The sequence below is a fragment of the Alphaproteobacteria bacterium genome, from assembly GCA_037146715.1.
Taxonomy (GTDB): domain Bacteria; phylum Pseudomonadota; class Alphaproteobacteria; order UBA7879; family UBA5542; genus JBAWWO01.
Window position 1 is genome coordinate 16,110 of record JBAWWO010000012.1, and the last position, 19,081, is coordinate 35,190.

The window sequence follows — 19,081 nt, forward strand, 5'->3', positions numbered from 1 at the left end:
GGGGATGCTATTATGAAAAATGAAAAAGTTATTCAGCTGCTGAAAGAAGCCCAATCCGGGACCTATGTGTTATCTTTGAATACACAAAAGTGTCATTGGAATGTTGAAGGCATTAATTTTCACTCTCTTCACCTAATGTTTGATGCGCAATATACGATGTTGGCAGAGGACGTGGATGTGTTGGCTGAACGCCTGCGCGCCCTGGGAGAGTACGCCCCTGGTAGCTTTAAAGAATTTGAAAAATTTTCCCCTGTTGATGCTTTGGAGAAAACAAAACTATCAGAATGTGAAATGCTACAGTTCTTGGTGAAAGAATATGAGAAACTGATTGCCACCTTGTTGAAGTTGGTGGAGGAGTCCTCAAAAAGCAAAGACGACGGCACGGCTGACATTGCGCTCGGCCAATCTGAAATTCGCCAAAAAACCTTGTGGATGCTAAGAAGCAGCTTGAAGTAGAGGGTTTTCACGCCCGCCCCGCTGCCTTCCTCGGGCTTGCCCCAAGAACCCTAGCTAAGGATTTGGAACAATTATTTGTGCACGTGTAAGCGCTCCCATTCTTTCAAGCTCCAAAATAGTTTGAAATTGTAGCACTCGACGTGGGTAATCTTGAATAATAGAAAGAATGACTCGATTGACAACATCTATTTTTACTGGGGCTGCCATCTCCAGTAAATAAGGCTCAATCCCGTGCACCGCTGAAATGATTTCCTGCAAATTTTTTGTCTGTCCTGCCAAATCAGAAAGCAAGGTGGACGTTTCCAGAAAATAGTCCGATGCGGAAAAAGCCCCCTTTACTCTTTGTCGTATAGTTTCTTGATCCGGCAACTGAAGAATTGCAGTTTGTATGCCCTTAAAAAAAACAGCTTTTGAAGCAGCATCTTCTTCAGATTCTCCAGCAGCAGCCCAAGCATTTACACATCCTAATAATCCGATGAATAGTATGACTATAATTTTCATATTTCCCCTCCCTAAATTTATAGTTTATTCCTTAGAATATATCAGATGCTTATCATTTTCTAGCTCATTATTGATTCAACTAAGGCTTTGGGATACGCTCTGTAAGTCGAAGAAGCCCCATTTCCTCAAGGACTACAATTATTTTAAACTGGGCTTCCAACTCTGAATGATCTTGAATAATAAGCAAAATAATATCATTCATAACCTCTGTCTTGCGTGTAGCAGAAAGTTGAATAGAAGATCCGCTGTCATACACTGCCGAAATAATATCCTGAAAGCTCTTGTCTTGGCCGGCAAGTCCTTCAAGCAACTTAGATTGCTGAAGAAAAATCTCTGTCCTGCCACCTAAATGCTTCTGAAGCCTATGGCGCAATGCCTTTTCGTCTGGCAACCGCACAATTGTTTGCAAAAGAGTTTCATCCAGCCTGTACTCGGGTCGAGCCACCGCCTGAGAATTCGTGCCCCCTAAAAACCCTACAATAGCCAGAAAAAATCTTAGGAAAACAACCAATAAAGTCCCCCCACCAATATAATGGTTGTAATGATCCACCCTATAATCCCCACCACAATTTTTTGTTTGGCAGGCCTGTTTCTGTTGGCTGGTTTGAATTCCATGGTAAGCTCCGTACACTCTAATTTCTAGAAATAGTATCCACATCATAAAAAAATTTGTATTGTTTGGCCAGCCCTTATTCAGTATCTTACTGCTATGTATAAAATCTTGTTTTTAGCGCTCTTATTTCCCTGCCTTTCTACAGCTAGCTCATTCAATGGCGCTGATCTTAGCTTGGTCTGGGGGCTACCCTTTGCCGGTATTCTTTTGTCCTTGGCCTTGCTTCCCCTCATAGTACCCCATTTTTGGCACAAACATTATGGCAAAATCATCGCCGGATGGACCCTTGCTCTTTTAGCCCCCTTTTGGAGTATCTTTGGATACGCTACAGTCACCACATCCCTTGCCCACAGCTTGCTTTCCGAATACATTCCCTTTGTTCTAATGATTGGGGCCCTCTTCATCGTAACAGGTGGTATTCGACTTAAAACACACTGGAAAGGGACCCCCGTGGGCAATGCGGGCATCCTGCTAGCGGGCACCTTTATCAGCAGTTGGATTGGTACAACGGGGGCCAGTATGCTGCTTATTCGCCCCCTGCTTTTGGCCAACGCCTGGCGTCAAAACAAGACTCATGTTTTTATCTTTTTTATTTTTCTGGTTTCTAATATTGGCGGATCCTTAAGTCCTTTGGGGGACCCTCCTCTGTTTCTGGGCTTCTTGCAAGGGGTTCCCTTCTTCTGGCCTCTCCTTAATCTATGGGGCCCAGTTTCTTTGATGAGCCTGGCTTTACTCGCAATTTTCCTAGGTTTTGAATCTTATTTCTATGGCAAAGAAGAAAATAAACCTTTGGAAATTTTGCCTAAATCCATAAAAATTGAGGGCAAACGGAATCTATTTTATTTGGCGGGAATCATTGGGGCTGTTTTACTAAGTGGCAGTTGGAAATCTGATATTTCTTTTATGGTATACGGTACAGAACTTGCCCTGGAACATATCCTGCGGGACGGTTCAATGATCCTTTTTTCTTTGCTCTCTCTTGCGTCCACTCCCAAACACATCCGGGAAGAAAATCACTTTTCTTGGGATCCCCTTATGGAAGTTGCCAAAATTTTCCTAGGTATTTTTATCACTGTGGCCCCAGTTTTGGCTATTTTAAAAGCGGGAGAATCCGGCGCCCTAGGCCAAATCGTTGCCCTGGTTAATCAAGATGGTAGTCCCCACAACGGCATTTACTTTTGGTTGTCAGGACTTTTTTCTTCCGTCTTAGACAATGCCCCCACCTATATGGTTTTCTTCTTTATGGCGGGCGCTGACGCGACAGAACTAACAACTCATCTGCCCAGCACACTAGCCGCTATTTCCCAAGGATGTATTTACATGGGGGCGCTAACCTATATCGGCAACGCCCCCAACTTTATGGTCAAGTCTATCTTGGAACATCGTGGCGTCAAAATGCCCAGCTTTTTCGCCTATATGGCCTGGTCCTTCAGCATTTTGATTCCCTTGTTTTTAATACTAACCCTGTTCTTGTAGAATTTTTTGCTCTTTGATCACTAGATGGATGAAATCTTCTAAGTAGATTTCAACCTTTTCTAAACCTACCCTCAGTTTATAAATTTTTTCTTGCGATTTCATCAAATTTTTTGTGGCTTGCAAGTTGTTTTCTGGACCAATTTTTTCTATACAAGATTTGATTTTACTGTCTTTCAACGCCTGATTCAAATTTTGCCAAAGAACTTCAAATGCCTTATCTGTATCTAAATCTGCCCGGGTTTTTGAAAAGGCTTTCTCTTTCTGTGCATAAGGCATGCGTTCAAAAGACATCAGATCATCCCCCCAAGGTTGCGCCGCCAGCTGAGGCCCAGAAAAAATATTCTTTCTAAAAAAGTACGTATAAGTCAAAGCCGTTCTATGCATTTTTGGGGTGATTTTTTCAGTCAACAGCAAAAGATCTAAGCCCGTACCCGACCAAGACTTTTCTTCAAACTCCGGTACGGAAAGCTCTCGTTTAAGCATTTCTAAAAATTGAGACCTATGGGCAAGAACTTTTTCTTGTGTTGAGTGGTTTTCGGTTTTCGGCCTTGTTTCTAGCAATTTTTTTAAAGGACGCCCCCCAGCTTTTTTTCTTTTGTGGATAGGATATTTATTTTTTGTAGACATTTTTATACTCCTTTTTTATTTTAGATTTACTGTTTCTTTTATGGATATATTCATTAATACATTTTTTACTTAAAGTAAATATAAGTAATTAAAAAAAGTTAATGCTTTGTTTTTCATCCTTACAAGAATGGAGCAAATTAAAAATTCTATAGATACAAGGAATCACCTATATAATTTGCAAAATTCCCCGCCCCCCAGTACAATCTGCCCATGCTTAGACACTTGCACAAAAAATCCTTTACCCTTATGGGGCACCAAACGTCTATTGCCTTAGAACCTGAATTCTGGGAAGAACTTTCTAAAATAGCCGTCCTTAACAAAGTCTCACTGGCTGGCCTGATTTCTAAAATCGATGAAAATCGCACAAATCAGAAACTTCCCCATAGCCTAGCCAGTTGTTTAAGGTTATATGTATTAAAATATTTAAAAAATAAGGAAATAATGTGAAATTTATCAAAATAATAGGTTTAAGTTTTTTTATTGCTTTATCAGCCCATGGGGCGACAAATTCAGACCTTGAATCTGAAGACAGATGTCTTTCACCTTCTCCAGATTTTGAACCAGAAAGCAGACGTCTTTCATCTCCTGTCGAAGGTGTGGCAGAAACTCTAGATCTTTCTAAATTATTTAAAAATTTACTATCTTTGTTAGAGCCACTTAAACCCTCTGTCGTCAAAAGAAAAAGTTTTGAAGACGCGGACAGTCCTGCATCCAAAAGAAAATAGAAGCCACATTATTCTTCAGTGATCGTCTGCACCTCTAATACTTTTTTCTTTAGATTGAATTGATTCAAGGCCAGGCCAGACAGTACAAAAACAGCCCCCAACAAAATCAGCCTGGTTGGCACTTCATTTAAGAATAGAAATCCGAAAAGCATAGAAGTAACGGGAATCAATAAGGCAAAATGCAGCACCTTTGCGGGTGGATATTTTTTCAGCAAAAACCCCCAAATGCTGTATCCCACAACCCCTGAAATGAAAGAGGAATAAAGCAAAGTTATGGTGGTTTCCAGAGAAATATGCGTAAAGCTATTTACAAAAACATCTTTCCCCTCCACTACCCAAGAGAGTCCCAAAAGAGGAATGGGTGGAATAATATTCATCCACAAAATCAGATGAACCATATTCAACTGATGGGCCGACCGCATAGCAATATTTGAAATAGCACAAAATATAGCCACCAACAAAACCGCAGACAACCCATAAGTAGAGAAAGTATTCGTTTCAACCTGAAAGGCAATCAAGCCAATGCCCATAAACGCAATGATCATACTGACCCAATTTTGCCAATTGGGCCATTCTTTCAACCATATAATGCCCAGGACTAGGGTAAAGAATACTTGCATTTGCCCCAACAGGGCCACAAGCCCCGCAGGAAGCCCCCAATAGATGGCCAATAAAATCAAGGGCAACTGAAACGTCCCAATGAAAAGCCCCAGCATTCCTATCATTTTCCACGATGGTGGCCGGGGTATAAAAAATAAAAGAGGCCACACACAGACAGATCTTAAGGCCGAGAAAACCAGGGGCGACATGGTGTGCAACCCCATTTTCATAACAGGGAAGTTAAGCCCCCATATGACCGCCAACAAGACTGCTGCAAAGATATGTTTTGGTTTCAAACTGCCCCTCTCACCCCCTCAATAATCCGGTTTTGAACGTCTTCCGTCAAATAAGGATGCATAGGCAAACTAATCACTTCCTTAGCGCAATGATCTGTGACCTTTAAACCCTCAGGATCCCTAGGGAATTCCCTATAGGGGGCCTGGGTATGCAAAGGATGTGGATAATACACAACCGCTGGGATGCCCTGTTGGTTCAAATGATCCCGCACATGGTCACGGTTAGTAATCCTCAAGGTATATTGGGCCCAAACGGAACCGCCGTGCTCTGGCACAAAGGGAACTGTCGCCACATCTTTCAATGCTGCTGAATAGTGGGCCGCCACTTTATTACGCAGTTTCATTTCATGGGCAAATATTTTCAGCTTCTCAATCAAAATCGCCGCCTGCAACGTATCAATACGGCCTGTCAACCCCAGTCGAGAGGTCTCATATCGCACCTTCCCCTGCCCATGCAGCCGAATAGACTTCATGGCATCGGCTAGTTCTGAATCCTGGGTGAAAATGGCCCCCCCGTCTCCATAGCCGCCTAAAGGCTTGGCGGGAAAGAAGCTAGTTGTTCCAATCAGTCCATAAGCAAAAGTAGATTTACCCTTATAGGTCGCCCCAAAGCTCTGGGCCCCATCCACAATAGTCCACAATTTATGAGCCTTCGCAAGTTCGTTTATTTTATCGTGGTCAGAGGGTTGCCCAAACAGGTCCACAGAAATGATTCCTTTTAGATTAAGCCCCAGCTTTTTCGCATGATGAATTGACCTCTCTAAGCTTATGGGGCACATGGTATAGGTTCTTAAATCAATATCCACAAACACGGGCGTTGCCCCGCGCAAAGCCACAACTTCCGCTGTTGAAATAAAGGTGAAAGAGGGTACAAAAACCGCATCCCCCGGCCCAACATCTAAGGCCATTAAAGCAATGGTGATAGCGTCCGTTCCGTTAGAGCACGAAATCACATGAGGCATATGTGTAAAGGCAGACAGATCTTTTTCAAATTCAACGACCTCGGGCCCCATAATGAAATGACCGTGGTCCAGAACTTTTTTGATGGCCCCATCGATGTTAGGCCGAATAGTCTCAAGCTGAGTTTTAAGATCAATAAATGCGACTGTGTTTGTTTTGTTCATATCCTTTTCCTTTTTCCTTTTTGGTGCGCCCGAGGGGATTCGAACCTCTGACCTTTGCCTCCGGAGGGCAACGCTCTATCCAGCTGAGCTACGGGCGCCTAGTGTGGTATATTACTTATAACCGAAAAAGGATCGATATAATCAAAAACTTTGGGTATACTATATTCAATTATTGTTTCACTTTGTAAATAGAATAATATGAATTCGCCACAAATATCTGAAAAAATCTACACCACCCACCGGGAACAAGTCTCGTGCCAGGGAGATAAATCTGGAAAACATCCCAAAATTTATCTAAAGCTTCCCCCAACAGGGCAAGTCAAGTGCCCCTATTGTTGCAAAATTTTTGCGAAATCTGCCCCATGAGAAACGCCCTTAAATACTTCCTTACTTTTTTCGGCCTAGGTTTATGGCCCAAAATGCCGGGCACTTGGGGTAGTCTAGGTGCCATCCCCCTGGGAGTAATCTTGCTGTATTTTGGCGGACCCAAAGCAATTTTGACCGTGGCCCTTTTCTTGTTTTTCCTCAGTTGGCTTGCCACCAGAATCTATACGGCTGATTCCACAATTAAAGACCCCCAAGAAATTGTCATCGACGAGGTCATCGGTATGCTGATCAGCATGGCCTTTTGCCACAACGATCCAATCTTAATTCTACTAGCCTTTATCTTGTTCCGCCTATTTGACATTTTCAAAATTGGCCCCGTCCGCTGGGCCCAAAACCTGTCCGGAAACCCCTGGAAAGAATCCTTGGGTGTTATCCTGGACGACACCTTAGCTGGCCTCTACACCGGCCTTATCGTCTATGGGGTAAGCTGCTTTAGGTAGCCAACCCCTTAATTTTTACAAATGCGCCAACTTTTGCATAGCAATCTAAAAATCCGTATGCTAAATCATAAAGAATGCAGGACAAAAAAACTGACTCTTATGCCAAAAAAAATGCTGAGCGCTTATCTAAAGCCCTTCGCGAAAACCTGCTGAAAAGAAAACAACAGAAACGAGCTAAAGAAGAAACAGTAAAGAAAGATACTTAGGAGATTTTCATGGGAATAATGCCAGATACTTGGATTCGGGAACAGGCTAAAAAGGGCATGATCACGCCCTTTGCGGAAAATCAGGTCGCAAGCGGCAAAATTTCTTATGGACTTTCATCTTATGGCTATGATGCCCGGGCAGCCCGGGAATTCAAGATTTTTACCAATGTGGACAGCGCTATTGTTGACCCTAAGAATTTTTCGAATTCATCTTTCGTTGATCGGGAAACAGACGTCTGCATTCTGCCCCCCAATAGTTTCGCCCTGGCCCGCACGGTAGAGTACTTCAAAATTCCCCGAGATGTGCTGGTCATCTGCCTAGGTAAATCAACCTATGCCCGCTGCGGCATTATTGTGAACGTAACGCCTTTGGAGCCCGAATGGGAAGGCCATGTGACGCTGGAATTTTCAAACACAACCCCCCTGCCCGCCAAGATTTATGCGAATGAAGGCGTGTGCCAGTTTTTGTTTTTTAAAGGAGATTCCTTGTGTGAAGTTTCTTACAAAGACCGGGCTGGAAAATACATGGCGCAAACAGGCGTGACCTTGCCTAAAATTTTGAGTAAATAATATGGATAAGCTAAGGATTCAGGGCGGATTCCCCCTTAAAGGATCGGTCACCATAGGGGGCGCTAAGAATGCCGCTCTTCCCTTGATGACCGCTTGTCTATTGACTTCTGAACCTCTTGTTTTAGAAAACATTCCCAATCTGGCTGACATCCATAGTCTGAAAAATTTGCTTGAATCCTTGGGCGTCAGTTGTTCCTTAGACATGAATGATCGTCGCATGACTCTGCAGGCCCAAGATCCATCCATTCATGCAGACTATGAACTTGTGCGTAAAATGCGGGCATCCATCTTGGTGCTTGGTCCTTTGCTAGCCCGAAAAAGAAAAGCAACAGTTTCCTTGCCCGGCGGCTGTGCCATTGGAACCCGCCCCGTAGATTTGCACCTAAAAGGCCTAGAGAAATTGGGTGCCTCAATTGAATTAAAAGACGGTTATATTTTTGCAGAAGCTCCAGATGGTCTTAAGGGCGCTGATGTTGCCTTTCCTCTCGTTTCCGTCACGGGCACAGAAAATTTGTTAATGGCCGCCACTTTAGCCAAAGGGCAAACACGACTGCTGAATGCTGCTCGGGAACCTGAAGTTATAGACTTGGCTAACTGCCTGGTCAAAATGGGAGCCAAAATTGAAGGGATAGGATCAGATACTTTGATTGTTCAGGGAGTTGACTCTTTAAGGGGAACTACTCATTCCGTCATTCCCGATCGCATAGAAATGGGAACCTACATTATGGCCGCCCTGGTCACCAAGGGAAAACTTGAAATTAAGAATGCATCTTTAGACCTTTTGCCAACAGTCAAAAATATTTTAGAAGATGTGGGGGCTGTATTTGAACAACACGAGCACAGCTTCACCGTACATGCGCCCCATGGTTTAAAATGCGTCAATGTCATTACTGAGCCCTTCCCAGGGTTCCCCACAGATCTTCAGGCCCAATTTATGACCCTTATGTGTGCCAGCACGGGTAACTCCATGATTACGGAAACCATTTTTGAAAACCGGTTTATGCATGTGGCGGAGCTCATTCGAATGGGCGCCAACATTCACATTCATGGATCAACCGCCATGGTCACAGGTGGCGCTGAATTAAGGGGTGCCCCCGTTATGGCAACCGATCTACGGGCCTCGGCCTCCTTAGTGTTGGCAGGCCTTATGGCTCATGGAGAAACCCTTGTTCAGCGCATATACCATTTAGATCGGGGTTATGAATCTATGGAAGAAAAACTTAAATCTTGTGGTGCCCATATTGAAAGAATCTCACAACCTGATACAGTAATAAAATGACTCAGGATAGTTTGACACACAAACCCTTAAAACTGATGGCCAAATCTGGCAAAGATTTGCATGTGCTGTCAGCCTGCGTTCAAGATTCCTTAATTCCCCTCCATGGTATGCGATATGATGAAAAAGGGAAAAAATTTAATGTATATGCGAATCGCTACAAGTGGGAATCTCATCATCTAAATCCTAAACAACCTCACGGAGAACGTGTTCACAGTGGCCTTTCCTTTGATAATGTAGAGCAAGTTGAATACGCCGGCTTTGACCCGAAAGTTGATGCAGGAAATTCTTTATATCTATTGGCCCTGAAACATTTACCCCCTTATGTACAAATGACTTTTGCTAAGGACGCTAAAATTCGCCTAAAGGTACCTGAGCTGTCTGTAAAGCTAAAAGACAGCGACCACGCCCCCTGGCCCGCAGCTAAGCCTGACCACAATCTATAGTCTTGCCGAACAGATTATTCTATGGCATATGTTGGGAAAGTTTTTTTCGCCGTCGTGGCTCAGTGGTAGAGCACACCCTTGGTAAGGGTGGGGTCGAGGGTTCAATTCCCTCCGACGGCACCATTATCCTACCTCTTCCTACAAAAGTATCATTTTTGCAACACATGTGGCTTTTGTTAAAGCAATTTTCTCAAAATGCTCTTGCTTCTTGGGTTAGAATACATTTAGATTGGGGTCATGTAATATATTTTTAGTTTAGGAGAAACAAAAATGAAAAAAATATTAGCAACATCTGCTCTAGCTGCAGTACTCGCGTTCTCAGCTGAAGCAAAATTCGAAGGCTTCTATGCAGGAGCTCAAACTTCTTACAGCAAAAGCACAGTTAGTTTAAAAGGTGCTCCTAGAACTGGTCAGACTTCAAAAAGCACAAACCCTGCTGGTTACGCTTTGGGTCTTAACGGTGGTTATGGCTGCAACATGGGTGCCGTTTATCTTGGCGCTGACTTGAATGCAGGTTATGACTGGGCTAAGCACACAAATGGTTCTACAAAGTTCCAAGCTAAGAACAACTGGTTCGCAGGTCTTGGCGCACGCGTAGGTGCTCATGCAACAGATAACTGGTTAGCTTATTTGTACCTTGGGGTTGATTACAGCCGTACAAAGCTGTCTTACTCAACTTCCACACAAGCAAATTACAACAAAATTAGCAAGACTTCTAACGTATACTCTTACGTTCCTGGTCTTGGTACAAGCTACAAGTTCAGCGACAACATTTATGTTGATGCTAACTACAAGTATGCTAGATCTTTCTCTCAATCTAGACCTAGCCATTATGTATTCGCTAAGAGTACTCAAGCTCATGTCTTCACTATCGGTGCAGGATATCAGTTCTAATCGAACTAAATACTATAAAGGAAGCCCCAGATTTTCTGGGGCTTTTTTTTATGCCTTCCTCAGAAACTTTACACAAAAAGCTTCTTCAATCTTTCAGATCTATCCACCCCATCCAACCCCATATCCCTAATCCAATCCAGTGCTCTGTTATCATTTGAAAAAAGCCAGTTGAGTCCATGCATGGCCAGCAACATTTTTGCGTGATGGGGGCGCTGCCTCCGTTCAAAGGTTTGCAACATACTATAACTACCCACATCAAGACCATTGTCCCGGGACTTCCCTAATATATTCACCAGATTTTCCACATCTTGAACGCCTAAGTTAAAGCCCTGCCCCGCTAAAGGGTGCATGCCATGGGCTGCGTCCCCCACCAAACAAAATCGGGGTTTGACAAAATTAGACATAAAATTCCCCGTCAAAGAATAGGTATGCAAAGATCCTTTTCGGGTAATTCCACCCAGAAACTCCATATGCTCAGCCACTTTTGCATCAAATTCTGCCTCAGATACCTGCAAAAGATTCTCAGCATAAGAATTTTCTACAGTCCAAACAATTGAGGATTGATATCCACCTTGAGCTGGCAAAATGGCAAAAGGCCCCGTGGGCAAAAAAAATTCATAAGCTTTATTTTCATGGGCAAGGGAATGCTGATAAGTCGCCACAAAGGCCTGCTGATCGTAGTCCCATTCTCGACAGGGCAGCCCCACTAGAGATCGACTCAGAGAATTCTTCCCATCGGCCCCAATAATCAAAGAGGCCTTGGCTACAAAGGGCTGCCCCTTCTGTTGCCCCCCCACAATCCCATACGGTGTTTCAAAAATTATCGATTCAACATCAACACCCCCCTGATACTGAATATCAAATTGGCCTGCCCACTCAACAATGGTCGTGCGCATAGTTTCAAAAGGAATCATATATCCTAGGGGATTCCCCCGATTAAGCGTCTTAGAAAAAGTCACCTGCCCCCGCCCCTGATTTGAAGCATGAACCTCATCAAGGGGCGTTGCATGGGCCCGCATCAATTCCCACAAGCCAATCTGTTGGAAAAAAATCTGTGAGGCAGGAGTCAGCGCAATCAGCCGCCCATCCACTCCCTCAACCATCTTTTGATGGGGTAGGGGTTTTTGGTCAAGCAAAGACACAGAAAACCCAGCCTGAACAAGCGTTCCCGCCAAAATAGACCCTATGGGCCCCGCCCCAATAATGCTAATATTTGTTTGGTTTTCCATTCTTGAATCCCTTTTCCAGCCTTACGAGAAGGGACACAGTCCTGACCCGAGGACCCACGTCTTAGTCCGCAGGGCCGGCGCCTTCATTTTGTTTGCGTCTTTTTTCTGCGGCTTCAGCGGCTCTTCTTCTGAGTTCGTCGCGGGAAGGAGCAGCTGATTTCTTCCTTGGCGCAATAGCAGGACCTTTTTTGCGAGACATCTTTGCAAACTCGGCGGCCAATGCATGTTTCAAATGACTGTCTGCACCCTCTAAGTCCCCCTCAATAAGTTCGGCAAAAGTATCAGCTTGTCCTTCAAAACCCTTGTTATCTTCTAACCCATATTCCTTCAACTGTCTTTCCAAGAAAGCTTTATACAGCTGCCCCATTTCTTCAGGGGTTGTTTGCGGGGTTGCGCCTAATGCCACTAACTTTTTTGACATCCAGGTTGCGTGTTGAGAACTCTCTCTAAAATTAGATTGGGCCAGCAGTATTTTCATTGAGGCGGGCCCCTCAGCTTGACCAAAAAGTTTATCTAGCTCTGGGTCAATTCCGCGCAGGCCGATTACAATACGTTCTGTGATGCCCTTGGTGCAACTTGCGGCATTACCGCTGGGTCGTCCAGCATCTTCATAAGCTGTAATGGATTCTCCTATAAATTGCTTAGCCCATAGCTGTAGTTGAGCCGGGTGGAAATGCCGAACAAACGCATAGACTTGGCATAACTCCCTTTGAGCATCCTCGCTTTCCAGCCCCCTTGCTATGGCAGCCTTAGCAGTTGCGAGTTCTTGACCGCTATAAAGTTTTTCTGCTAGAGCGTTCACTGCTGCAAAAGATCTGGAAAATTCCAGAGTTTTTACTTTGCCGCGTGTAAGTCTTTCTTGTATACCCTCCAAAACCGCATCATTGAGCCGCTTAGTTTTAGGAGACTCACATCGCGCCCCGTCAGAAGGCCCTGCATCGGCTGGCCCTGCTACTTGAGTGTCCGCATAATTATGCACTTCAAATGCCCGTCCGGGGGTTGCAGTAGCGGGATGGGCATGGTTACGAAGAATTTCTAACATCACGTTTGGCCCGGCGCCTTGCGTTTCTCCTCGTGTTTCAGCTTCTCTGTAAAGACGAAGAGTTTCAGTGGCGCGAGCAGCTCTCTCATGAGCAGGCACAGCTACTAGAACGGTTATTATATAGAGACGTACACTTCCATCCATTGCAGAAGTGAAGAGTCTTTGAGCGGCGCTACTAAAGCCATTCCTCTCATGAGCAGGCACAGCTGCTAGGGCGGATATTATCGCGGCACGCACATTCGCGTCACGTGTACTTCCATTCGTTTCAGAGGGGAGGAGTCTTTCAGCATCACTAATAAAGTCATCCCTCTCAGGAGCAGGCACGCTTGCTAGACTTTGTATTATCTGGGTACGTGCAGACTGCTGGAAATATTCATTTTCCATTGCAGGGGTAAAGAGTCTTTGAGCATCGCTAATAAAGCGATCCCTCTCAGGAGCAGGCACAGCTGCTAAAGCGGATATTATCCCGATGTAATCAGGTGCACCCATTTTAGGGTTAAAGAGTCTTTTAGCAGCGCTCATAACGCCATCCCTCTCAGGAGCAGACACACGTTCGAGAGCGGATATTATCACGGCACGATAATATCCATCCATTGTAGGGGTGAAAACTCTTTGAGCAGCGCTAATAAAGCCATCCCTATCAAAAGCAGGTATAATGGCGAGACCTTCTATTATACGGCCACGGTCATCTCCAGACATTTCAGAGGTGATGAGTCTTCGAGCATAATCGCAAACACTTACCCTATCCTGCGCAGAAATTCTATCAATGGAATCAACGATAGATTGACATCCGGCTTTTAAGCCCTTACACAAAGGCTCAGCCAATTCTTCAACAGAAGGCTGATGAGAGTTATCATCCCTATGCGCTGCAAACGCAACGGGCGCTCCCACTAGAATTCCGCTTATCAAAATAAAAAATATTTGTCTGAATTTTGTCATTGTCCTACCTTCCGTTTTTTTATCTTTGCATTTTTTATGGAGGGCGTCAAAAAAAAGAATAAGGATCCATATCAACTTGTTTCTTAACGGTTGAAGGAATTTTGACATCTTTAAGCCACAGGCGTATGACCTCTTGAATATTAATGTTTTTGTCAGTCTTGACCAAAAATCGCCAACGGTATTGCTTTTTTAGGCGGCTTAAAATGGCGGGGGTGGGCCCCCAAACCGTCAAGCCTGCATGGCGGGGAATACGCTTGGCCAATTCTCTGGCCACGCTTTCCACTATATCCGCCCGGTGGCTTGATAAAATAAGAGCTGCCAGCCTGCCAAAGGGCGGAAACCCATGAATCTGTCGATCGCTCAATTCCCCCTGCAAGAAGTCATCAAAATTTCCCTGGGATAAAGATTCCATCACCAAATTCTCTGGTGCATGGGTTTGAATGAAAACTGTCCCCTTGTGATGGGCCCGTCCAGCCCGACCTGACACTTGATGTAGCATTTGATAGGTACGCTCCGGCGCCCTCAAATCTGTGCCATGCAGGCTTAGGTCTCCGTCAATAATGCCCACCACCGCCAAATTGGGAAAGTGGTGCCCCTTGGCCATCATTTGCGTTCCAATCATCAGCTGAGTTTTGCCTGATTCAATATCCGCAAAAGTTTCTTGCACCTTGGCGGGCGTTTCCATGGTATCGCTGCTGATCATCACAGACTGCACCTCGGGAAATAATCCCTGTACTTCCTCAGCCAGGCGCTCAACCCCCGGCCCACAAGGCTTCAGGGAATCCTTTGTCTGGCAGGATTCACAGCCCAGATAATTCTTTTTCTGGTAGTTACAATAGTGGCACCGTAAAAGACCCTGTTCCTTATGATACACAAGGGTGGCATCACAGTGGGGGCATTCGGGGCGCGCCCCACAACAAGAGCACACCATAAAGGGGGAATAGCCCCGGCGATTCAAGAACAGCAAGACCTGCTGCTGATTGGCAAGTCCCTTTGAAATGGCATCAAACAGGGGTTTTGAAATCCACTTAGAGGCCATTTCGACCTTTTTCATATCAACCAATTGCACATCTGGCAACTGGGCTTCCCCATGGCGTTCTGTCAGCGTTAGATGCTCATATTTTTCATCCAAAATATTTTTCAACGTTTCCAAGGAAGGGGTGGCAGACGCCAACACCACAGGGCACTGTTCAAAACGTCCCCGCATAACGGCCATATCCCGGGCATGATATAGAACGCCAGATTCCTGTTTGTAGCTGGCATCATGTTCTTCATCCACAACAATCAATCCCAGATTCTGATAGGGCAAGAAAAGGGCTGACCGAGCCCCCACCACAACTGAAGCTTCCCCCCGGGCCAAAGCACCCCAATTCCGGCGCCGTTCTGTATCTTTCAAAGATGAGTTCCATAAAAGGGGCGCAAACCCAAATCTGGACTTAAACCGCTCTAACCATTGGGGGGTCAAAGCAATTTCGGGCAATAAAACGAGGGCTTGTTTGCCCTGGGCAAGCGCCTCTGAAACCCCTTTAAAATATACTTCTGTTTTGCCAGATCCTGTTACCCCTTCTAACACTTGCACAGCAAATTTCTTGTTCCCTACGGTCCCTACAATTTTTTCCGCACAGAATTCTTGCGTCTTGGACAAAGTCATGGGTTTAGTCGGGTATTGTTCTTGCTCTGATGCGTCAGGTTTTCTTAATAGTTTTTGGAAACTGGCCACAGGCAAACTTAAAACCATTTTTAATACAAGCCCTTTTTCCACCATATAATAATTGGAAACCCAATCAATAAGGTCTATCAAGGGCTTTGATAAGGGCGGAAATTCAAAAACCGTTGATACGGCCTTTACCGTCATGTTTTCTGGCTTTTCTTTATGGTTATCCCACACGACCCCCACAACTTTGCGGCTGCTAAAGGGCACTTCCACGTAAGTTCCCCGAGGAATAGGAATAGGGCTGGAATAGGTAAACGCTTGGGAAAAAGGTAAGGGAAGAAGAATATCTATGAATTGATTTGAATCTAGAGCCATCTTTTTATATATTACATATACCTAAGAAATAGAAAGGGAATTATGAAATTTTTTATAGACGGCGTAGATGTTCCAGAAATTAAAGAACTTGCCAAAATGGGTGCTGTAGATGGGGTTACAACAAATCCCAGCATTATAGCCAAATCTGGCCTTGATTTTAAAAAAGTTATTGCTGAAATTTGTGATCTTGTTGACGGTCCTGTTAGTGCAGAAGTATCTGCTACAGAGGCGGCAGACATTATTAAAGAAGGCCAAGTTTTGGCCAAGATCGCTTCTAACGTTTGCATTAAAGTTCCCCTAACGGCTGAGGGACTCAAAGCCTGTCGCCATTTGACTGACCAGGGCACCATGGTGAATGTCACCCTTTGTTTTTCAGCGGGACAAGCCTTGATGGCCGCAAAGGCCGGGGCAACCTTTATCTCCCCCTTTATTGGTCGCCTGGATGACATTAGCCAAAACGGCATGTATCTGATTCAAGAGATTTGCCAGATTTATAATAATTATCCGGAGTTAAATACAGAAATATTGGTGGCTTCCGTTCGCCATCCTCGCCACATTATTGAGGCTGCTCAGCTGGGTGCCCATGTGGTAACCGCCCCTTCAAAAGTCATTCGTCAGCTTTTGAATCATCCTTTAACGGACAAAGGTTTAGCTGACTTTTTGAAAGACTGGAAGGCCACAGGACAATCTATTCTATAGATTTTCTGAACTTTTTTATTAATACATCTGTTTTTGAAGAATTAAGCAAATATATCCCTCTTTAAAGAAAGAGCTACTGTTTTTAAAAAAAAATTTTTATTTCGTTTTAGTTGGACTATTGCTGTCTTTGGCGCAGCTTTCCTATAGCGCAACTGGGGATGAAGAATCGTCTGTTGAGGCCAACGTAATGCCTTTACCAAACGCAACTCCTTTAATTAACCCAGACCCAACACCTTTGCTTAAATGTACTTCTTTTATGAGTCGTTGCTTGCCCCGTTTTTTCCACCCTCAATTAAAGGGGGAAAACCGCAGAGCTGTCCTAAAGGCTTTGAAAGGACTTCCACCAGAAGACACCCAGAATCTTATCTACCATGCCAGCAGAATCATTGATCCGTTCAAGAACGTACAGTACCGTGTCGATATTATAAACTATTTAAAAAAACTCCCTCCAGATAAAGTGGGCCATGTTGTGAGTGCTAGCCAATTTCTATTTACACCAGATAAGTCGTACAATGTAGATTTTATGAAAATTTTTGGAGGAATAGAGAATGATGAGATGCCTGATTTTATTAATCAGTCTTTAAATTTGATGTCTCCCCTCATAAATACGTATGATCGATTTCAGATTGCCCAAACCTTTAAAGACATTCCTTTTGAAGAAAGAGACTCTGTTGCCGACTCTGCCCTAGAACTGTTTACAAACGATATGGATGGATGGATGGGAGCGGTCCCAACTTTTAATGGCCTTAGGTAAAATCTCCTCTGAAAAACGTAGCTCTGTTGCTAAAAGTGCAAAACCTCATTTTAATTTTGGTCAGGACAAGAATAGAGTTGTCGGCAATATAGCTCTATTATTTAAGTTAGGACAACTTCGTGTTCGGGAATTTGATATTGAAGTGGCTGCACAGAAACTTATAACTCCAGAAACAAGCTCCGAAGACCAGACAAACATTAGAAATACACTGTCTCACCTTGCGCGTTCACACAATTCCCTTCAAAGAGGTTTATCTTCAAGCAATCTTCTTAAACTAAAAAAATATAAAATCGGCTGTATGACGACCGAACTTTAATCCCGATAGGGCTGATCTAAATTGACCGGCTGATGTTTTATACGCTTTAAGTCTTCGTCATAAATGACCTCTGTGAACCCCGACAAGGGGAAGTCTTTACGAAGGGGATGCCCCTCAAACCCATAATCCGTCAGGATCCTTCTTAGGTCTGGGTGACCTGAAAATTTGATGCCATACATATCCCAAATTTCCCGCTCGTACCACGGGGCAGACCGATAAATATGCCCGACTGAAGGCACAAAATCTGTCTCATCAAGAAACGTCGTCAATTGAATTCTGTGATTCAATTCAATACTTAATAGATTATAGACAAGCTGAAATCTCTTTTCAGTAGTTACATAGTCAACTCCACAGACGTCCATCAATTGGTTAAATCGACAAAGCGGATCCCGTTTAATCCCCGCTAAAATCTTATCAATCTCTTGAAAGGGTACGCGCACAACAAGCTCCCCCTCCTCTATAACAGGCATCAACTCATGCTGGGGAAATAAAGATTGAATATGGGGAATAAGATCTTTTAACTGACTCATTTTGCAGCACTCTTTTGTTTTTTGGGAACTGATCCCCGTATTTTACGCTGCAACTGCAAAATACTATAAAGTAAAGCTTCCGCCGTTGGGGGGCATCCGGGCACATAAATATCCACCGGAATGATGCGGTCACACCCTCGTACAACGGAATAGGAATGATAATAATACCCACCTCCGTTAGCACAAGATCCCATGGAAATCACCCACTTTGGATCCGCCATTTGCTCATACACCCGGCGTAAAGCCGGGGCCATTTTATTGGTTAACGTTCCCGCCACAATAATAACATCCGCTTGTCTAGGGCTGCCCCGAAAAACAACCCCAAACCGATCCAAGTCATACCGACTGGCTGCCGTCTGCATCATCTCAATGGCACAACATGAAAGCCCCAGACTTAGGGGCCACAACGACCCACTTTGGGCCCAGGCCGCAATTTGGTTTATCTTAGTCACCACAAATCCTTGACTCGAAAAACCAGTTTCTAGTCTTTGCAGCAAATGATCTTGATCCATTCCCAAGACTTCATCGGCCGTATGAAAGGTTAAATCCAATCGAAGACTCCCTTCTTCCATTCATAAATAAACCCAGCCCCTAGAAAAGTTAAAAATAAAACCACAGACAACAAGCCATACAAACCAAGGGTATCAAAAGAAATGGCCCAAGGAAATAACAAGGCTAACTCAAGATCAAAAACCACAAACAAAACAGCAACAACATAAAATCGAGCATTAAATTGTTGGGGCAGCCCCTGAATGGGGTCAAAACCGCACTCATAATTTTTTAGTTTTTCTAGAGTTGGTGTTTTATGAGACCAGATAGAAGATAGCAAATAAACAACCGCTGCCACCGACGCTGCCGCCATAAAAAAAAGCAGAACATAAACATAGGGATTCAAAACCATACTTT

Annotated in this window: 24 protein-coding genes and 2 tRNA genes; 14 read left to right on the forward strand and 12 right to left on the reverse strand. The window is 44.2% G+C overall.

Annotated elements, in window-relative coordinates; translation table 11 throughout:
• Window positions 1–12 precede the first annotated feature (12 nt).
• Window positions 13–456, forward strand: a complete 444-nt coding sequence (locus WCG05_04460; GenBank protein ID MEI8321241.1) for a DNA starvation/stationary phase protection protein — start codon at window positions 13–15, stop codon at window positions 454–456.
• A gap of 54 nt (window positions 457–510) precedes the next feature.
• On the opposite strand, the gene WCG05_04465 is transcribed toward WCG05_04460, so the two are convergent.
• Window positions 511–957, reverse strand: coding sequence for a hypothetical protein (locus tag WCG05_04465; GenBank protein ID MEI8321242.1), 447 nt, complete (start codon window positions 955–957; stop codon window positions 511–513).
• Between the two features lie 79 nt (window positions 958–1,036).
• Complete coding sequence (locus tag WCG05_04470; GenBank protein MEI8321243.1) at window positions 1,037–1,618, reverse strand: hypothetical protein; 582 nt, start codon at window positions 1,616–1,618, stop codon at window positions 1,037–1,039.
• 48 nt (window positions 1,619–1,666) lie between these two features.
• On the opposite strand from WCG05_04470, the gene WCG05_04475 reads away from it, so the two are divergent.
• Window positions 1,667–3,046: a sodium:proton antiporter gene (locus WCG05_04475; GenBank protein ID MEI8321244.1), complete on the forward strand. Its 1,380-nt coding sequence runs from the start codon at window positions 1,667–1,669 to the stop codon at window positions 3,044–3,046.
• Here WCG05_04475 and WCG05_04480 read toward each other — a convergent pair.
• Window positions 3,029–3,673: a hypothetical protein gene (locus WCG05_04480; GenBank protein ID MEI8321245.1), complete on the reverse strand. Its 645-nt coding sequence runs from the start codon at window positions 3,671–3,673 to the stop codon at window positions 3,029–3,031. The two genes, WCG05_04475 and WCG05_04480, sit on opposite strands and share 18 nt — an antisense overlap.
• Window positions 3,674–3,883: 210 nt before the next feature.
• Between WCG05_04480 and WCG05_04485 the strand changes: the two genes are divergently transcribed.
• Window positions 3,884–4,120, forward strand: coding sequence for a ribbon-helix-helix domain-containing protein (locus WCG05_04485; GenBank protein MEI8321246.1), 237 nt, complete (start codon window positions 3,884–3,886; stop codon window positions 4,118–4,120).
• Complete coding sequence (locus WCG05_04490; protein MEI8321247.1) at window positions 4,117–4,398, forward strand: hypothetical protein; 282 nt, start codon at window positions 4,117–4,119, stop codon at window positions 4,396–4,398. Before WCG05_04485 ends, WCG05_04490 begins: the two co-directional genes overlap by 4 nt.
• Before the next feature lie 8 nt (window positions 4,399–4,406).
• On the opposite strand, the gene WCG05_04495 is transcribed toward WCG05_04490, so the two are convergent.
• The 3 genes from WCG05_04495 to WCG05_04505 form a co-directional block, all read right to left on the reverse strand.
• The gene (locus WCG05_04495) at window positions 4,407–5,294 is read right to left on the reverse strand and encodes an EamA family transporter (GenBank protein MEI8321248.1); all 888 of its coding nucleotides are present in this window, start codon (window positions 5,292–5,294) and stop codon (window positions 4,407–4,409) included.
• Window positions 5,291–6,418 carry a DegT/DnrJ/EryC1/StrS family aminotransferase gene (locus WCG05_04500; GenBank protein MEI8321249.1) on the reverse strand — a complete coding sequence of 376 codons (1,128 nt, stop codon included), beginning with the start codon at window positions 6,416–6,418 and terminating at the stop codon, window positions 5,291–5,293. The genes WCG05_04495 and WCG05_04500 overlap by 4 nt, the downstream gene beginning before the upstream one ends.
• A 21-nt stretch (window positions 6,419–6,439) precedes the next feature.
• A tRNA-Arg gene (locus tag WCG05_04505) sits at window positions 6,440–6,516 on the reverse strand.
• A 264-nt stretch (window positions 6,517–6,780) separates the two neighbouring features.
• On the opposite strand from WCG05_04505, the gene WCG05_04510 reads away from it, so the two are divergent.
• The 7 genes from WCG05_04510 to WCG05_04540 all read left to right on the forward strand — a co-directional run bounded on the left by WCG05_04510 (window position 6,781) and on the right by WCG05_04540 (window position 10,637).
• Window positions 6,781–7,245 carry a phosphatidylglycerophosphatase A gene (locus WCG05_04510; GenBank protein MEI8321250.1) on the forward strand — a complete coding sequence of 155 codons (465 nt, stop codon included), beginning with the start codon at window positions 6,781–6,783 and terminating at the stop codon, window positions 7,243–7,245.
• A gap of 74 nt (window positions 7,246–7,319) precedes the next feature.
• Window positions 7,320–7,451: a hypothetical protein gene (locus WCG05_04515; GenBank protein MEI8321251.1), complete on the forward strand. Its 132-nt coding sequence runs from the start codon at window positions 7,320–7,322 to the stop codon at window positions 7,449–7,451.
• A 9-nt stretch (window positions 7,452–7,460) separates the two neighbouring features.
• Window positions 7,461–8,021, forward strand: a complete 561-nt coding sequence (gene dcd / locus WCG05_04520; protein ID MEI8321252.1) for a dCTP deaminase — start codon at window positions 7,461–7,463, stop codon at window positions 8,019–8,021.
• Between the two features lies 1 nt (window position 8,022).
• Window positions 8,023–9,300, forward strand: a complete 1,278-nt coding sequence (gene murA / locus WCG05_04525; GenBank protein ID MEI8321253.1) for a UDP-N-acetylglucosamine 1-carboxyvinyltransferase — start codon at window positions 8,023–8,025, stop codon at window positions 9,298–9,300.
• Window positions 9,297–9,743, forward strand: coding sequence for a DUF2948 family protein (locus tag WCG05_04530; protein ID MEI8321254.1), 447 nt, complete (start codon window positions 9,297–9,299; stop codon window positions 9,741–9,743). Before murA ends, WCG05_04530 begins: the two co-directional genes overlap by 4 nt.
• Before the next feature lie 48 nt (window positions 9,744–9,791).
• Window positions 9,792–9,866 (forward strand) — tRNA-Thr (locus WCG05_04535).
• 147 nt (window positions 9,867–10,013) lie between these two features.
• On the forward strand, window positions 10,014–10,637 hold the full coding sequence (locus WCG05_04540; protein ID MEI8321255.1) for an outer membrane beta-barrel protein: 624 nt from the start codon (window positions 10,014–10,016) through the stop codon (window positions 10,635–10,637).
• A 68-nt stretch (window positions 10,638–10,705) separates the two neighbouring features.
• Here WCG05_04540 and WCG05_04545 read toward each other — a convergent pair whose 3' ends face one another.
• The 3 genes from WCG05_04545 to priA all read right to left on the reverse strand — a co-directional run bounded on the left by WCG05_04545 (window position 10,706) and on the right by priA (window position 15,876).
• Entirely contained in the window at window positions 10,706–11,866 is a 1,161-nt protein-coding gene (locus WCG05_04545; protein ID MEI8321256.1) for an FAD-dependent monooxygenase, read from the reverse strand.
• A 61-nt stretch (window positions 11,867–11,927) separates the two neighbouring features.
• Window positions 11,928–13,847 (reverse strand): small VCP/p97-interacting protein, encoded by a 1,920-nt coding sequence (locus tag WCG05_04550; GenBank protein MEI8321257.1) that lies wholly within the window; start codon window positions 13,845–13,847, stop codon window positions 11,928–11,930.
• Between the two features lie 46 nt (window positions 13,848–13,893).
• A complete protein-coding gene (priA, locus tag WCG05_04555; GenBank protein MEI8321258.1) occupies window positions 13,894–15,876 on the reverse strand; it encodes a primosomal protein N' in 1,983 nt (660 codons plus the stop codon).
• Window positions 15,877–15,918: 42 nt separating this feature from the next.
• On the opposite strand from priA, the gene fsa reads away from it, so the two are divergent.
• The 3 genes from fsa to WCG05_04570 all read left to right on the forward strand — a co-directional run bounded on the left by fsa (window position 15,919) and on the right by WCG05_04570 (window position 17,645).
• Window positions 15,919–16,575, forward strand: coding sequence for a fructose-6-phosphate aldolase (fsa, locus tag WCG05_04560; GenBank protein MEI8321259.1), 657 nt, complete (start codon window positions 15,919–15,921; stop codon window positions 16,573–16,575).
• A 118-nt stretch (window positions 16,576–16,693) separates the two neighbouring features.
• Complete coding sequence (locus WCG05_04565; GenBank protein MEI8321260.1) at window positions 16,694–17,329, forward strand: hypothetical protein; 636 nt, start codon at window positions 16,694–16,696, stop codon at window positions 17,327–17,329.
• Window positions 17,316–17,645 carry a hypothetical protein gene (locus tag WCG05_04570; GenBank protein MEI8321261.1) on the forward strand — a complete coding sequence of 110 codons (330 nt, stop codon included), beginning with the start codon at window positions 17,316–17,318 and terminating at the stop codon, window positions 17,643–17,645. The genes WCG05_04565 and WCG05_04570 overlap by 14 nt, the downstream gene beginning before the upstream one ends.
• Here the strand turns inward: WCG05_04570 and WCG05_04575 are convergent.
• Genes WCG05_04575 through WCG05_04585 form a run of 3 tightly spaced genes read right to left on the reverse strand, consistent with a single transcriptional unit; the run spans window position 17,642 to window position 19,070 of the window.
• Window positions 17,642–18,175: an NADH-quinone oxidoreductase subunit C gene (locus WCG05_04575; GenBank protein ID MEI8321262.1), complete on the reverse strand. Its 534-nt coding sequence runs from the start codon at window positions 18,173–18,175 to the stop codon at window positions 17,642–17,644. The two genes, WCG05_04570 and WCG05_04575, sit on opposite strands and share 4 nt — an antisense overlap.
• On the reverse strand, window positions 18,172–18,687 hold the full coding sequence (locus WCG05_04580) for an NADH-quinone oxidoreductase subunit B family protein (protein MEI8321263.1): 516 nt from the start codon (window positions 18,685–18,687) through the stop codon (window positions 18,172–18,174). The genes WCG05_04575 and WCG05_04580 overlap by 4 nt, the downstream gene beginning before the upstream one ends.
• A gap of 29 nt (window positions 18,688–18,716) precedes the next feature.
• Window positions 18,717–19,070 (reverse strand): NADH-quinone oxidoreductase subunit A, encoded by a 354-nt coding sequence (locus WCG05_04585; protein ID MEI8321264.1) that lies wholly within the window; start codon window positions 19,068–19,070, stop codon window positions 18,717–18,719.
• Window positions 19,071–19,081: the final 11 nt, after the last annotated feature.